Raw genomic sequence first — 14,991 nt, forward strand, 5'->3', positions numbered from 1 at the left:
GAATGAATTGCTTCGACCAAATGTTAGAACGTCGTAACACTGGCTCGCTTAAATGGGATTTTATGGGTCAGAAGCTAGGATTGCATCAATCGGATTTACTCCCTATGTGGGTCTCAGACTATGATTTCAAAGCGCCACAAGTGGTGTTAGATGCGCTAACGCAGCGCACTGAGCATGGTGTCTTTGGCTATGCAGAGCGAGATGCTGACTATTATCAAGCCATCATTGACTGGTTTGCTACTCAGCATGACACCCATATCGATAAGGAGTGGGTCACAACGGTCCATGGTGTGTTGCCTGGGTTATCGATCGCACTGCAAATGCTTACCAATATTGGTGACCAGATTGTCATGCAGTCTCCGGGCTACGGGTCCTTTCGCAAAATCATTGAGTTCAACGACCGAGTAGTGAAGGAAAATCCATTAACGCTTGAGAATGGCGAGTACAGTATTGACTTTGAACACCTCGAGCAGTGCTTTGCTCAAGGTGCAAAGGCGATGATCTTTTGTAATCCTCACAACCCAACGGGACGTGTGTGGTCACAGCAAGATGTGCTAAAGCTTGCAGAGCTTTGCGAGCGCTATCAAGTGTGGTTGTTAAGTGATGAAATTTGGTGCGATCTTACGCTTTCCGGCCAACAACACTATTCGGCGCTGAAACTGCCGCAAAGCCTAAATCAACGTTTGATAGTGGCAACGGCAGCGAGCAAGACCTTTGGCCTTTCGTCACTGCGTATCTCTAATTTCATTATTCCTAATGAAGAACTGAGAGCACGCTTTGTTAGACGATTAGATGCTCACGGCATGGATGTGTTTAATAGCTTGTCTTTGGTCGCCGCGACTGTTGCCTATCAGCATTGTGCCGAATGGTTGGAGCAATTAAAGCAGTATCTAGAACGAAATATCGAGCGACTTCAACGCTTTGTAGAATTGGAGCTTTCAGGTACAGGGGTGAAGTTTTTACCTCCTCAAGCGGGCTATCTAGCATGGTTGGATTGCCGAGCACTTGGCCTTACTGACAACGATCTGGAGCAGCACTTTATCAACTCTGGCGTGGTGCCAAGTATGGGCACAGCCTTTGGTAAAGAAGGTTCGGGCTTTGTCCGCCTTAACCTTGGTTGTCCAGAGACTACGTTGCAAAGAGCACTTACTTGTATTAAACACGCCTTAGTATAACCCTACATCTGTGATGTGATTCACGTATTCTTTGATAACTAGCGAGTACTAGGAATTTTTCCTAGTACTCCTAAGACCGCCTCTCAAGCCATTATCCCGGCCAATTCTTACACTCTTGCTCATAGATTTTCAGCGCTATTAGCGCTGATCCTCAAACGAATTTACTTTTTGCACCACACCAAGACCGGCGATGGGTCGCTCTTTGGGTAGTGCTGCCCCTTATGTTGAGAGTCTAAGGATTCATCATGTTGAAATTTCTAGAGCAAGTGCGTAAGCCGACGTTGGATCTTCCCGTCGAGCAAAGACGCAAAATGTGGTTTAAACCCTTCTTACAGTCCTATTTAGTAGTCTTTATCGGTTACATGACCATGTACCTGATTCGTAAGAACTTCAATATCGCGCAAAACGATATGATTTCGAACTATGGGCTTTCCATGACTGAACTTGGTTTGATTGGTCTTGGTTTCTCCATCACTTACGGTATTGGTAAAACCGTGGTGTCCTACTATGCCGATGGCAAGAACACCAAACAGTTCCTTCCGTTTATGCTGATCCTTTCAGGTCTTGCGATGCTTGGCTTCAGTTTCAGTATGGGTGGTGGCAGCGTTAGTCTATTCCTAATGATTGCATTTTATGCACTAAGTGGTTTCTTCCAAAGTACCGGTGGACCTTCTAGTTATTCAACCATTACTAAGTGGACGCCACGTAACAAGCGTGGTTCATACCTTGGCCTTTGGAACATGTCGCACAACGTAGGTGGTGCAGGCGCGGCGGGTGTTGCGCTATTCGGTGCTAACTACCTGTTTGATGGTCACGTGATTGGTATGTTTGTGTTCCCATCTATGATTGCTTTGGTGGTTGGTTTCTTTGGTCTTCGTTACGGTAGTGACTCTCCCGAAGCTTACGGTCTAGGTAAAGTAGAAGAATTGTTCGATGAAGCGGTGAGTGAAGAAGACGAAGCGGCTGAAGAAAACCAAATGACCAAGCGTGAAATCTTTGTTGAGTATGTACTTAAAAACAAAGTGATTTGGTTACTGTGTTTTGCCAATATCTTCTTGTATATCGTGCGTATCGGTATCGACCAATGGTCAACGGTTTATGCCTATCAAGAACTTGGTCTATCCAAAGAAGCGGCAATCTCAGGTTTCACTTTATTTGAAGTCGGTGCATTAGTGGGTACCTTACTTTGGGGTTATCTGTCTGATTTGGCGAATGGTCGCCGTGCTCTGGTAGCTTGTGTGTCATTGGCGCTAATCATCGTAAGCTTGGAGTTCTACCAGCATGCGACAAGCGAATTTATGTATCTTGCATCGCTATTTGTCTTAGGTTTCTTGGTCTTTGGTCCTCAACTACTTATCGGTGTAGCGGCAGTAGGTTTCGTACCTAAGAAAGCCATCAGTGTTGCCGACGGTGTGAAAGGGACGTTTGCTTACCTCATTGGTGACAGCTTCGCGAAGTTAGGTTTAGGTATGATTGCCGATGGTACGCCCATCTTTGGTCTAACCGGATGGAAAGGCACTTTTGCGGCGCTGGATACATCTGCAGCGATTTGTATCGGTCTACTTGTCTTCGTAGCTATCGCAGAAGAGAAGAAAATTCGTAAAGCTAAGAAGCAGTTACAACAAGTTACGGCTTAATATACCCCTGAAAAGCGCTGTCTACGATTTCGCATTTGGTTTGCCTGAGCCATTGGAATCATAGATAGCGCTTTTTTTAGAACCAAACGCTATTTGCTTAATCGATGCGTCGGCGTTAAGTTACCCCATTTTTCGCCTTTCTCTAGTCGGTACTTCATCATGATCAATGTTGTTTTAGTGGATGACCACATCATCGTACGTTCTGGGTTTGCTCAATTACTCAATCTAGAGGAAGACATTAATGTAGTCGGTGAGTTTAGCTCGGTTGAAGAAGCTAAAAGAGGGCTGCCGGGCAGTGGTGTGCAGGTATGTATTCTGGATATCTCGATGCCGGACGAAAGTGGTCTCGCGTTACTAGAGTCGATGCCCAAGGGCATTGCCTGTGTGATGCTCAGTGTGCATGACTCTCCTGCTATGGTGGAAAAGGCATTGGAATTAGGTGCACTTGGTTATTTGACCAAACGTTGCAGTCCTGATGAACTGATTCAAGCGGTGCGAACCAGTGCCAACGGTGGTTGCTATCTTACCCCGGATATTGCCATGAAACTGGCTTCTCCAAGACCGTTCCAACAAGCCTTATCTCGACTCACTAAACGTGAATATGAAGTGTCAGAGCTCTTGGCGACGGGACTCGATGTGAAAGCGGTAGCGGCCGAACTTGGATTAAGTCACAAAACCGTTCATGTCCATCGTGCTAATGCACTGGATAAACTTGCTGTCAAAAACAATGTGGAACTTGCCAAGTTGTTTAGGGCAGAAGCGACGTTGTAATGCGAACTTACCTCGTTGCCAGCGCCAGTGCATGGCTGATAACCCTGTGCAGTTGGTTTTGTTTATGGGTGATTTCCTATTACTTCGTTAATGACGCTGAGTTGGCAATTCTGTTTTTCCCGTTCGCTCTTAGGCTTGGGATTACCCTGCATGCCGCTAAAAAATACTGGGGTGCCGTTTATGCTGCTGAGTGGTGCTTAACCATCTCTCTGGCTATTTTGCTTGCGCAGCCTCAGTGGTCGGCCATTTTGGTTGCTAGTGCGCTAAGTATTCCTGTTGTCTTGGTTGCTGAGCGTTATTATCAAGGTGCTCAGTGGCGACGATTACTTATTCAAGCCGCAGCGATTGTTGCCTGCGCTCTGATTAACATGCTTGCTGTCGGCAGTCATAGTGACTCTCTGAGTTTCGTCGGTTTGGTGAGTGTTACGGCGGGGCTTATGCTGGTGCCGAGTTGTTACCTCATCTGGAATTACCTGTTTCAAAGTACGTGGCGACCTTTGACATCTAACCTCATTCATCAACCAATCGAATTTCACTATAAGCCCATTTTGCTGTTCATTGCACTGTTTGCGGTGAGCATTTCTCTGCAAGTCGGGCTGCCTGACGAGCTCAGGCGCTTTGCTCCGTTTTGTTTGGCAATACCCATCATCTTGCTTGCGTTTCGTTATGGATGGCAGGGTGCTCTGCTAGGTACGCTTCTTAATAGTTGTGCATTAATAGCGGCGCGTAGTGGGGTGTCACAGTTGGAAGTCACGGACCTACTGCTATCAATAAGTGCTCAATCATTAACGGGAATATTGCTGGGTGTGGCGGTGCAGAGACAGCGCGATTTAAACCATCAGCTTCGCTCTGAACTTACTCGCAATAAGCACTTAGCGAAACAGTTGGTGCAAGCGGAAGAGTCTGTGCGTAAGGACATTGCTCGCGAACTGCATGATGAAATTGGTCAGAATATCACTGCTATTCGAACGCAAGCGAGCATTATTAAGCGCGTCAACAATCCTGATTTGAGCATTGGTTGCGCTGATACCATTGAATCCTTGTCTCTGAATGTCTATGACACCACAAAAGGACTGCTTACTCGATTAAGACCAAAAACCTTGGATGATTTAGACGTGATCTCCGCCATTCAGCAAATGGTGCGTGAGATGGAGTTTGAACAGCTTGGTATTGAAGTTGAATTTACTGTCGACAATGTTAGCCAGCGAGTGCTCTCGGATATGATGGAGGTGACTTTGTTCCGTTTATGCCAAGAAGCGCTGAATAACATTCTCAAATACGCTCAAGCCAAACAGGTGCGAATAGAGCTCGTCATTGATGCGACAATCACGCTAAAGATTGCTGATGATGGCATTGGCTTTCCGCTTCAAGATAGCCAAAAAGGGTTTGGCCTTAAAGGCATGAAAGAGCGTGTTCAAGCGTTAGGTGGCCAGTTTGAGATTCGTAGCGTTGTTGACGGAGATGCAGCACAACGTGGCACCGAAATTGATGCACGACTTCCATTGGTGTAGCGGGGTAGTTCATGACAGTCAAAGTAGCAGAACAACAGATGAAACATCAAGATAGCGCGAGTGTCGATACTCGCTATCGGTACTGGCGTTTTCACATCATGCTGGGAATGTATCTCGGCTATGCCGGTTTTTATCTTACCCGAAAAACCTTCAATTACACCGCGCCTGCACTTATTGCCGACCTTGGTTTAGACAAGGGAGACATCGGCATGATGGGCACCATGTTCTATTTGATGTATGGGCTATCAAAATTTGTCTCAGGTATTATTTCAGACCGTTCCAACCCTCGTTATTTTATGGGTATCGGGCTTATTGCCAGTGGAGTGGTTAATATTGTCTTTGGTTTGTCGAGTTCGCTGTTTGTTCTTGCCAGCTTATGGATTCTTAATGCTTGGTTCCAAGGTTGGGGCTGGCCGTCCTGTTCCAAGCTTTTGACCACCTGGTACTCCAGAACCGAAAGAGGATTTTTCTGGTCGCTTTGGAATACGGCACATAATGTCGGTGGCGCGATGATTCCTTTGCTGGTGGGCTTTCTAACCTTTCATTATAGTTGGCGCGAAGGGTTTATTATTCCGGGCGTAATAAGCGTGCTGATAGGTTTATTTCTCTGTTGGCGACTGCGTGATAAACCCACGTCAATGGGACTGCCTACCGTAGGTCAATGGCGCAATGATAAGTTAGAACTAGCTCAAGAAAACGACGGAGTAGGGCTGAAGCCGAAGCAGATTCTCTGGTCGTATGTTCTCAACAATAAATACATCTGGTTGCTCGCTTTTAGCTACGTATTGGTTTACATCGTGCGTACGGCGATTAATGACTGGGGTAACTTGTATCTGACTGAGCAGCATCATTACAGTTTAATCAACGCCAATGCATCAGTATCTTTGTTTGAAGTCGGCGGCTTTGTGGGGTCTTTAGTAGCTGGCTGGGGCTCAGACAAGCTATTTGGCGGTAATCGTGGACCAATGAACCTGATTTTCGCAATGGGGATTTTCCTGTCTGTTGCCGCGCTCTGGTTAATGCCATTAACCAACTTTGTGTTTCAGTCTGCTGGTTTTTTCGCCATTGGTTTCTTTGTATTTGGACCGCAGATGCTCATTGGTATGGCGGCGGCTGAGTGTTCACATAAAGACTCAGCAGGTGCGGCTACAGGATTTGTTGGACTGTTTGCCTATATGGGCGCAGCTCTTGCTGGCTACCCACTTGCGATGGTATTAGAGCAGTTCCATTGGACTGGGTTCTTTGTGGTGATATCGGTCTGTTCGGCTGTCATCGGTCTATTGTTGTTACCTTTTTTACAAGCACAATTCAGTCAGCGTTAATTCATGGTTTGATGGCTCGGACTCATTGCTGTTGTATCCAATCAACCAGTGTGGAGTGAAGCCATTTTATCGCGTGTGTATCTCGGCTTTGGGCTGGGTAGATAAGCCAGAATTTGACGGGTTCAACCGGACCCGGAAATGGCAAGATCTTGATTGGTAGCCGATTGGCATGCTGCTCAGCGAATCGTCTGGTACAGAGGCACAGTGCTTCACTTTCTGAAGTAAGCGACAGCATGGAGGTTAAAGAGGTTTGCGTGCTTAAGATACGTCTTTTGGGTGGCGGTGAATTATATAGCATTTCAAACAGCGAAGACTCTCCAAATTGGTAATTCAATATGATGTGCGACTCTTCGGCAAACTGCTCTGGTGAGATAGTGGAGCCTACTCGTGGATGGTTTTTCGAAGCGATCACCACAATTTCATCTTCAAATAACAGGTCGTTGCAAATGTTCGGTTCAGCGAGCTGGAAAATATCTATGATGGCATCGGCATGTTTGAATTTTAAAGTCTCGTAGCTATCGCTATTACTATAAAGGATATCCAACCATTCGAGACGAAAACGAGTTTCAGTGTGATTGGCAAGCTCGGTGCTTTTTATGTGTTCAAATATGATGGGTTCAGGTGCTTGTACAACCACTTTTCGTGGTGTTGATTGGTGAACACCATAAAGGCAGTCATTGGTAATTACATCGAATTCATGGAGCAGAGGGGCAATGCGTTCTATTAAATGATGCGCTTGTAGGGTTGGAGTTATACCGCGGCCTCGACGCATAAATAGCGAGGTGTTGAGCTCAATAGAAAGCTTTTTAATTGATTGGCTTACTGATGCTGGAGTGACGTTGAGCTCTTCTGCGGCACGACTAATCGAGTCATGTTTGTATACGGTAGCAAAAGTTCGAAAAAGGTTTAAATCAATCTTGTCACTGTATTGAGTCATAGAGTTTGCCATGAGTTAAAGTAGGTAACCTTCCGTGGTTACTTAGTTAACTATAGGAAAGATAGAGATTATTTCCTACGATTCTGAGAACTCATGCTCTAGCGCATCAAGTGTTGTTTGAGACACTAGTTGGTCATCAATGTAGTAACTGATCTTGTCGCCTTCTTTTACACCTATCACTTTCGATTGCTGACCATCCGCCAAGGTCACTTCCATTTCAATCGTGTTTTCATCGAGGTAACGAATGGTGCCTGAGTTAGGCGTGCTCATTGTCAGTGGATCAATCGGTGCATCGTGCAGGCTAGAATCAACCTTGTCATTCACTTCTAAATAGGTCTCTGTTTTTGTATCAAACACATGAGGCTTACCGTTAATTGGGTTGGTACCAGACCAGAATTCGATTGAGTTCACAACGAACAAGTCAGCCACTAGCGTAAAACCATAGACAGGAGATAGCAGGAAGTTAACGCCTGCACGTGCGTAACGGTTATCCACGACTTTAACGTTGAAGCCCATCAGCTTTTCGGTCACAGCGTTACTGCCGACACAACCACTGAGTGTCAGCGCAGAAGCGAGAAAAAATGCAATTTTAGTTTTGGTGTTCATAACAAGCCTTAAGCAGTAATAATAAGTTGGTTGTTACCAAAGATGTTCAGGTTCTAGGGGGTTAGACAGGAACCTAAACAAACCTTTGGTAACGGAGGGGGCGCAGCCTAAAGCGGTGGAGGGAACAGATAAATGTGTTTGGTTTAAAAGACGTTTAAGTGCTGCTTAATAATGACAGAAGACAAATTTTTCTTTAATTAACAGATAGTAATGGAAAGCTGCTGAGCGTGATGTCATAAGGTGAAACAAGTTGACATAACTCTGATGTATCTGATGATGAAATGTATCAAAAGTGGAGGCGGATATTTGTAATGAATAGGGAACGTAGAACACAGATAAGTGGAATGAAAACGGCAAGCGTAAAGTGCTTGCCGTAAAATAGTTTTAACTCGCTGGTGACTTTGTTATAGCGTCAAAGTCGTTGCTGCTTTGCCATCTGATTGGCAATTTTGGGTGCATACCAAAGACTCGGCGCAATAATGAAGGAGGCAGGCACTGCGGTGATAACAATAAATGACTGTAATGCAGAGATCCCACCACTGCCCAGCGAAATCAGAACAATGGCAACGGCACCCATAATGATTCCCCAGAAAGCACGAATCGTCGCGTTCGGTTCTTTGTCTCCACTGATCACCATGGTGATGGTGTAAGTCATGGAGTCACCCGTGGTGACAATAAAAGTCGTGGTGAGAATCAAAAATAAAATGGAGATCAGCGTCGGGAATGGCAACTGTTGTGTAATCGCTAACAGTGCCCCTGGCATATTGAATCCCTCAAAGCCTGCCTGAATCACACCAGGATTTTCCAATTCAAAGGCAAGTCCAGAACCACCGACGATGGTGAACCAAAAGCAAGTTACTAGTGGGGCGGCGATACTAATGGCAAGTACTAATTGGCGGATAGTGCGGCCACGGGAAATGCGGGCAATGAAAATCGCCATCATCGGAGCATAGCCAATAAACCAACCCCAGAAGAACACGGTCCACCAACCTAACCACTCAGGGTTTCCTCGATAAAGTGCCATTGGAACAAATTGGTCAATCATTTGACCTAAACCTTGAACATAGCTATCGATAATAAAGCCAGTGGGACCAGCAAATAGAATAAACACGATAAGAGCCACGGTAAGAATAATGTTATAGCGACTCACCAACTGGATACCGCGATTGACTCCGCTTAATGCCGAGAGGGTATAAAATACCATCGCAACGACCACTACTATAGCTTGGGTTATGAAGGTGTCCGTAGTACCAAAGAGCTCTTGCATGGCATAGCTGATTTGCAGCCCCAGAAAACCAATAGGGCCAATTGTGCCAGCGGCAACAGCGATAATACTCAGTGCATCTACCGTGTTGCCGATTCCGCCTTTAATAGCTTTTTCCCCAAGTAGCGGATATAGCAAGGTTCTTGGTTTTAGAGGTAAGCCTTTGTCGTAATGCAGATGCATTAACACAATAGAAGATAAACAACCTAAAACAGCCCAAGCTAAGAAACCCCAATGAACAAAAGACTGAGAAAGTGCGTTGATGGCATTGGTTTTGGCATCTTGAGAGCCAAATAAAGGTGGAGGTGAAACAAAGTGTGCGATTGGCTCAGCAGCAGCCCAGAACACGCCGCCACCTGCGAGCAGCGTACACAATACTATCGATAGCCATTTGAAATTCGTTAAATCAGGAGTATTGAGATCTCCTAAGCGAACATCACCGGTACGACCAAAACAGAGTGCGAGACCAATAACGAAGTTGGCTAACAACAAAATTTGCCAAAATGCGCCAAAATAGCGAGTTGCCAGCTGAAAACCAGAATCGACAAAAGAGGAAAGAGTAACAGGATGGGTGAGGGCAAGTAGAACAAATAGAGTTAGAAAAGAGCCGCTAATCCAAAACACAGGATTGTTCATTTCCAGTTTGGCTGCGAGCTGTCTCAGTCGTTCAGGTGGATGGATAGCATCGTACGCTGAGTTTGAAGCTGCTGAAGTAGATTCAACAGTATTAGAATTTAACATTAAATAATCACTATTCACTATATGCTGCTGTTAAGCGAGCAATGTGGATTTGGACACAATTTTGCAGAGAAAAATGTGAGCTGCGTCATAAAAAGTCGGCCATCCTAACATATTGCTTGGTGGGGAACAGAGATTTTTTACGGATATATGGTGCTTCAATAAGAAAGCGTCTGATGTTTAGGAAGTTTTAGAGCGCAGATAAATATAAAGGCCTATCAGATGCTGAGTCTTTTAGGCCTTATTAACCAACAAATAGGATGTCGAAAATTGGAGGTTCATTGGTTTGCGATGATCATATCAGTCTGGTCGCGGACTGCTAGAAAATTCGGACACAAATATTGTAAGTATCAGTGTCCTTTTTCTTTAATTTTTCATTTTTAACTATATGAATAATATAGGTTTGTTAATCTTTTGATCGTTTGTTGAGCAGGCTGGGTAATGTTGTAAGAAAGTGCGTTATTTGGTTAACACATTCTCATTAAAGTCCTTCTGAAAATACAAAACTTTTTGTAAATAGCGCCGCGCTTCATCTTTCGGATGTTGTGTGGTGAGAGCGGTATAAACTTGCTGTGGTTCCATCTGGTTTAATTTGTTCATCGCTCGTTTCCTATCTTTATCAAATGTCGCCAGTACCCCACCAGTTCCGCCGTTATAGGCCGAAATCATGCTGAAATGCAGAGAAGTAGGGTGCTTTACATCGCGTAAATAACGATTCTTTAGGATGTAAAAATAGGCAGCGCCCGTATCAATATTATTAGCAGGATCAAAAAGGTATTCTTTGGTCGGTATGCCGGGTTTGTTCTTGACCAAATTGAACACATCCGCCCCTGCGGTTTTAGGAATAACCTGCATGAGACCGTAGGCACCTGCGTGACTCACTGCATATGGGTTAAAGCTACTTTCGGTTTTTATGATCGAGTAAATGAGATCTTCAGATAAGCTGTAACGTTTTGCTGCGCTTTGGATCAGATCCGCGTATTGATACTCGCGCTGCTGCAAGTGATCGTCCGTCATCGAGATCTCGACATAGTAAGCGTTACCATTTTTAATTGGCTTGGTGTGCAGTTGAGTAGCGATCAAATGTTTGGCGTAACGATTGGCTCGCCACTGCCATTCAATCGGCTTGCCATCATGGTCGAGTACTTGACCAAGTAGAAAAGGCTTTCCCTTTAGAACCACTTCTTTGTCGGAAAACAGCTCAGCATGTTCTGGATCGGCCGGCATTAGCAGCGTTTGTACAATGGCTTTTTGCAGATGTTGTTTTGGGTGACTTTGAGACAGTGTAGAGACGTAAATCTTCCCGCGGTCAAAATCGATATGCGCTCGTGTTCGGTAGCCGTCTAGGTATTTCACGTAGCGATGCTTACCAGCCTGAACAAACTCGTCCTCTCCCCACTTTTCTTTGGCTTGATTTGCCACATAGTTCAAAAGTTGATTGATAACTTGCTTTTGGGTGTTCGATGATGTGGAAGATCCAGGAGGATTCGTGTGGTTAGCACAGCCAAATAACAGCAGTACTGAGATAAGAAGCGCTTTCTTCACCAAGTGTTACTCATAACATGGAATATACGAGGCTAAGTATCTGATAACTCGCGTGCTTTAAAAATCTACTTTCTCATTGAGTGAGTATTTGCTACTACAGAGTTGAAGTGGAAAGCCTCAAAGCGACGTGCCTGGTGGCGAGTGAGCAAAACAGCCTACGATAACCAGAGGCTGCTTTTACCTAGTTGAGATGACTAGTATGGTTTGGGTGTCGGTGCTTGATTACTTGAAATACGCTTTGCGGTGACGATAAGCCCTTGGGTATAGCTAAAGCCATAACCATAACCGTAGCCGCCATATCCGCTATCACCACGCCCTCCTGGCTCCAGTAGCGCTTTAAAATCATAGTCACCACTGGTAATGGGTGTAATCGAAATCACTTCGTAGCCATCGTGGTTAAGAGTTTCTACGGCTTTTTGAAGATCTTCTGTGAGGCGAACACTGTCAATGACAGACTTAGAGTAACCCGTTTTGGTCCAAACAGGCGTGTCACTATAGTCGACAGCTTCATGCTTGCCGACTTCACAAAAGTGAGCGGGCACATGAACAACTCGATTCATACTGATACCTTTTTATATTGTTATTCTGATATACCTAAGGCGAGTTAGTCTTAGTGCTAACTTTTTATATAGGTGCGGTCATTTTACATAACTATATCGTCAAGTCTTGCAATTTATTGTTTTTCATCAGTAGTTTGAATGTACTAGTGAGTTGGTTTCTTCTCGACAAAATTGGCAATGTGACGCCGTATTACATGGACTTGAGGCGACCGTTAAAGTGCGCATAGACATCATCATTATTAAATCCATCTACATTCTGACTTGAGAATATCAGCGGCTCTACCCCTTTTTCGAGTGCAAGCTTTTGCGCCTCGGTGGTAATTGTATTGACCAGCGCCATACCTGAGATGCTTGAAAAGGCACCGGTAACGCGTTGGTTGATTTCGCATAGACCATCGCCACTTGGAACTTGGTTATCTAACACGATATCAGCGATGTCCATCAGCTTTAATCCAGAACTATGGCGGCTCGGGTATTGAGACGATTGGGTGACGGAAGTAATAGCGATCACAGGGTGATTTTTTTTCTTAGCTAACTGAGCAAATTCGACCGGTAGCGCATTTCTTCCCGAGTTTGATACCACCATAATGACGTCACCACTCGAAATGTTCTGCTCTTCCCATAAGATCTGCGCAAGACCTTCTAGCTTCTCGAGCTTTGAACCTCGCAAGGCACCATCTGAAGTCAGTACGGTTGAATCTAAGATAGCATTCACATTACCAAGCCCTCCTGCCCGGATAAAGCCTTCCAACCCCACCATATGCGAATGTCCGGTGCCAAGGATGTGAATCATGTTATCGCCGACAATAGCATCAGCAAAAAGCTGAGAAGATTGAATAATCTGAGATTGATTGGCTTTAAAAAGTGTATCGAGTGCAGAAATGAGTTTTTGGCTGTATTCAAACATGGTTCGGTTCTCTTTTATCGTTGAGATAAATGGATTAGAACAGAGATATACTGAGATAAGAAGGGGAGATGATAAGGAGTGCGCTGTCGAGCAAGTGTTTTATTTAAAAGGAAAATAAATAGCGCCAATGTAAATCGGCGCTGAGTACGTAAAGATTCATTGTATTAGACGGGACTACTTGATAATTCGAATTGATTCCGCCTCTACAGCAACATCACTGTCACCTTTTTCAATCTCGCCATAGATTTTTACTTTGTCTTTTGGCGTGATGGTTTGTCCTGCCCATTGGTCGGCGTCGATTTCTACCGGCATTTCACCAGTATCATCTTTAAACATATACACTTCATGACCCATTGATTTTACCAAATAGCCCACGATGGTGACCTTGTTACCGTCGGTTAACCAGCCCGCATCCATGATTTCTTGAACCGTGTTTAAAGAGTCTTCCGCTGACGGTCCTTGAAACCCACCCGTTGTCGTTTCCATAGCTTCTTGATTAATCGTGCTTTGAGCAGCGAAAGCAGAGGTTGAAAGAATGAGTGAGGTAATGATAGCAAGAGGGATTTTTTTCATATTGATTCCTTAGAAACCAGATCGAGACAGTGTGACTGCCCAGCCATTGAGTATGTGCAAAACCATTACTCGTAGTTATAGAGCAATATGCAGGAAATGCCATATTTCAATGAGTGGATAAATATCAGCTACGAAGATTTCACGCAATTGGATCTGATGAAAAATAAGCTATCGAAAATAGAGAGTTAACCGGGTGTATTGTCGTCTAGTGATAACAAAGATTGCTTTTTAGCATGGATAGCAGTACATATAAGCAGATTCCACTACTGGGCTTTTTCTTTGAAGCGACTCATTGAGCTTTTTCCACTGATTGTGACCTTGCTATCGATACTGCTGTTGGGCGGGATCGTTAATGCTATGGAAGTGGATTTGCCTCAATATCAAGCGACGGTCATCACTCCTGATCGTACTCCTGACCTTGCCAATGATAACCAGTTGCTGCGCAGCTCAACGTTTCGAGTACCTATTCCCAAAGCTCAGTCAGCCTCAAAAGAAGTCTTGCCCTGGCTGCTTGTCGTTGCGGCTTTCGCGTGTCTGATAACTACTTGCTGGGGAGCCCGTTACACCCCACGCAGTTACTTGTTTTCAGACAGTCGACGCTTAGCCGGATGGCAGGACAGTAACCTTCAATATCGGTTTATCCATTCTCGTTAAGTACGCCTCATTCCTGCTGTTATTTCCTTAGTTAACTGTTGGTTTTTGGAGTCGTTATGTTTGAAGCTACTCAGGATGTCTTGATTGCTATTTGGAATCAGGACTTTAATGCGCTGCTTGCACCAGAGAGCGCCATTTTAATCTATGTATTGGTGACTTTTTTTATTGGGTTAGAAAGTAGCTTTCTTCCAGCTGCCCCCTTGCCCTGCGACAGTGTCGTCGTCTTAGTTGGGACGTTGTCGGCAGTCGGTGTTCTCAGTCCATTTGTCGCGTTTCCACTGCTCATCGTTGCTGCGGCTGGTGGTAGTTGGCTCGCCTATCTACAAGGTAAGTGGCTTAACAAGCTTCCAATTGTTCGTGGTTGGTTAGCGAAAGTTCCTGAGAGCAATATGCGTTTGGTGGACAATTTACTTTGTCGCCATGGGCTTGTCGCTTTGTTCTGTGCTCGCTTTGTTCCGGGTGTGCGTTCTTTAGTCCCAATGGTCATGGGGATTCGTGTTCATGATGCCCCTCGCTTTCACTATTTCTCATGGCTTAGTGCCACGCTGTGGATTGGCTTGTTGGCGGGTGTAGGATTTCTCTTACCCTCGTTGCCTGAGCCCATTAGCAGAGTGACCACTATGGTTTTAATGGCTGCTCCCTTTGTGACGCTGTTTGCGGCGATTTTTACCTTTATGACATGGCGACTGCGTAAAGCTATTCGCGGATTTAGGCAAACCGCTAAAAAACACTAATTGAGAGCGGCTTCTTCGTTGTTCCTTTCACCATTTTATCAATCCAAGTGGCGATAT

General features: G+C 44.9%; 14 protein-coding genes. 7 read left to right on the plus strand and 7 right to left on the minus strand.

Annotated elements, in window-relative coordinates:
- Positions 1–2 precede the first annotated feature (2 nt).
- The 5 genes from OH456_RS21920 to OH456_RS21940 all read left to right on the plus strand — a co-directional run bounded on the left by OH456_RS21920 (position 3) and on the right by OH456_RS21940 (position 6,416).
- Positions 3–1,175 (plus strand): MalY/PatB family protein, encoded by a 1,173-nt coding sequence (locus OH456_RS21920; RefSeq protein ID WP_240206901.1) that lies wholly within the window; start codon positions 3–5, stop codon positions 1,173–1,175.
- Between the two features lie 245 nt (positions 1,176–1,420).
- A complete protein-coding gene (uhpT, locus tag OH456_RS21925; RefSeq protein WP_006069893.1) occupies positions 1,421–2,812 on the plus strand; it encodes a hexose-6-phosphate:phosphate antiporter in 1,392 nt (463 codons plus the stop codon).
- Between the two features lie 159 nt (positions 2,813–2,971).
- Positions 2,972–3,583 (plus strand): transcriptional regulator UhpA, encoded by a 612-nt coding sequence (uhpA, locus tag OH456_RS21930; RefSeq protein WP_006069894.1) that lies wholly within the window; start codon positions 2,972–2,974, stop codon positions 3,581–3,583.
- Complete coding sequence (gene uhpB / locus OH456_RS21935; protein WP_270034256.1) at positions 3,583–5,094, plus strand: signal transduction histidine-protein kinase/phosphatase UhpB; 1,512 nt, start codon at positions 3,583–3,585, stop codon at positions 5,092–5,094. The genes uhpA and uhpB overlap by 1 nt, the downstream gene beginning before the upstream one ends.
- Before the next feature lie 11 nt (positions 5,095–5,105).
- Positions 5,106–6,416 (plus strand): MFS transporter, encoded by a 1,311-nt coding sequence (locus tag OH456_RS21940; protein ID WP_006069896.1) that lies wholly within the window; start codon positions 5,106–5,108, stop codon positions 6,414–6,416.
- Positions 6,417–6,438: 22 nt separating this feature from the next.
- Here the strand turns inward: OH456_RS21940 and OH456_RS21945 are convergent, their stop codons facing one another.
- The 7 genes from OH456_RS21945 to OH456_RS21975 form a co-directional block, all read right to left on the minus strand.
- Positions 6,439–7,353: a LysR family transcriptional regulator gene (locus OH456_RS21945; protein ID WP_270034257.1), complete on the minus strand. Its 915-nt coding sequence runs from the start codon at positions 7,351–7,353 to the stop codon at positions 6,439–6,441.
- Positions 7,354–7,428: 75 nt separating this feature from the next.
- Positions 7,429–7,959 carry a DUF3332 family protein gene (locus OH456_RS21950; protein ID WP_006069898.1) on the minus strand — a complete coding sequence of 177 codons (531 nt, stop codon included), beginning with the start codon at positions 7,957–7,959 and terminating at the stop codon, positions 7,429–7,431.
- Between the two features lie 412 nt (positions 7,960–8,371).
- A complete protein-coding gene (locus OH456_RS21955) occupies positions 8,372–9,964 on the minus strand; it encodes a BCCT family transporter (protein ID WP_270034258.1) in 1,593 nt (530 codons plus the stop codon).
- A 456-nt stretch (positions 9,965–10,420) separates the two neighbouring features.
- Positions 10,421–11,506 (minus strand): membrane-bound lytic murein transglycosylase MltC, encoded by a 1,086-nt coding sequence (mltC, locus tag OH456_RS21960; protein WP_270034259.1) that lies wholly within the window; start codon positions 11,504–11,506, stop codon positions 10,421–10,423.
- Between the two features lie 194 nt (positions 11,507–11,700).
- A complete protein-coding gene (locus tag OH456_RS21965) occupies positions 11,701–12,066 on the minus strand; it encodes a hypothetical protein (RefSeq protein WP_006069902.1) in 366 nt (121 codons plus the stop codon).
- A gap of 190 nt (positions 12,067–12,256) precedes the next feature.
- Positions 12,257–12,973, minus strand: a complete 717-nt coding sequence (locus OH456_RS21970) for a sugar isomerase domain-containing protein (RefSeq protein ID WP_031493980.1) — start codon at positions 12,971–12,973, stop codon at positions 12,257–12,259.
- A 174-nt stretch (positions 12,974–13,147) separates the two neighbouring features.
- The gene (locus OH456_RS21975; protein WP_006069912.1) at positions 13,148–13,546 is read right to left on the minus strand and encodes a YgiW/YdeI family stress tolerance OB fold protein; all 399 of its coding nucleotides are present in this window, start codon (positions 13,544–13,546) and stop codon (positions 13,148–13,150) included.
- A 279-nt stretch (positions 13,547–13,825) separates the two neighbouring features.
- Between OH456_RS21975 and OH456_RS21980 the strand changes: the two genes are divergently transcribed.
- Together OH456_RS21980 and OH456_RS21985 are read left to right on the plus strand one after the other, a co-directional pair.
- Positions 13,826–14,200: a hypothetical protein gene (locus OH456_RS21980; protein WP_270034260.1), complete on the plus strand. Its 375-nt coding sequence runs from the start codon at positions 13,826–13,828 to the stop codon at positions 14,198–14,200.
- Positions 14,201–14,256: 56 nt separating this feature from the next.
- A complete protein-coding gene (locus OH456_RS21985; protein ID WP_124940123.1) occupies positions 14,257–14,934 on the plus strand; it encodes a DedA family protein in 678 nt (225 codons plus the stop codon).
- The last annotated feature ends 57 nt before the right edge of the window (positions 14,935–14,991 follow it).

Origin of the sequence: Vibrio sp. La 4.2.2 (genome assembly GCF_027586995.1) — a bacterium.
GTDB classification, from domain to species: domain Bacteria; phylum Pseudomonadota; class Gammaproteobacteria; order Enterobacterales; family Vibrionaceae; genus Vibrio; species Vibrio mediterranei.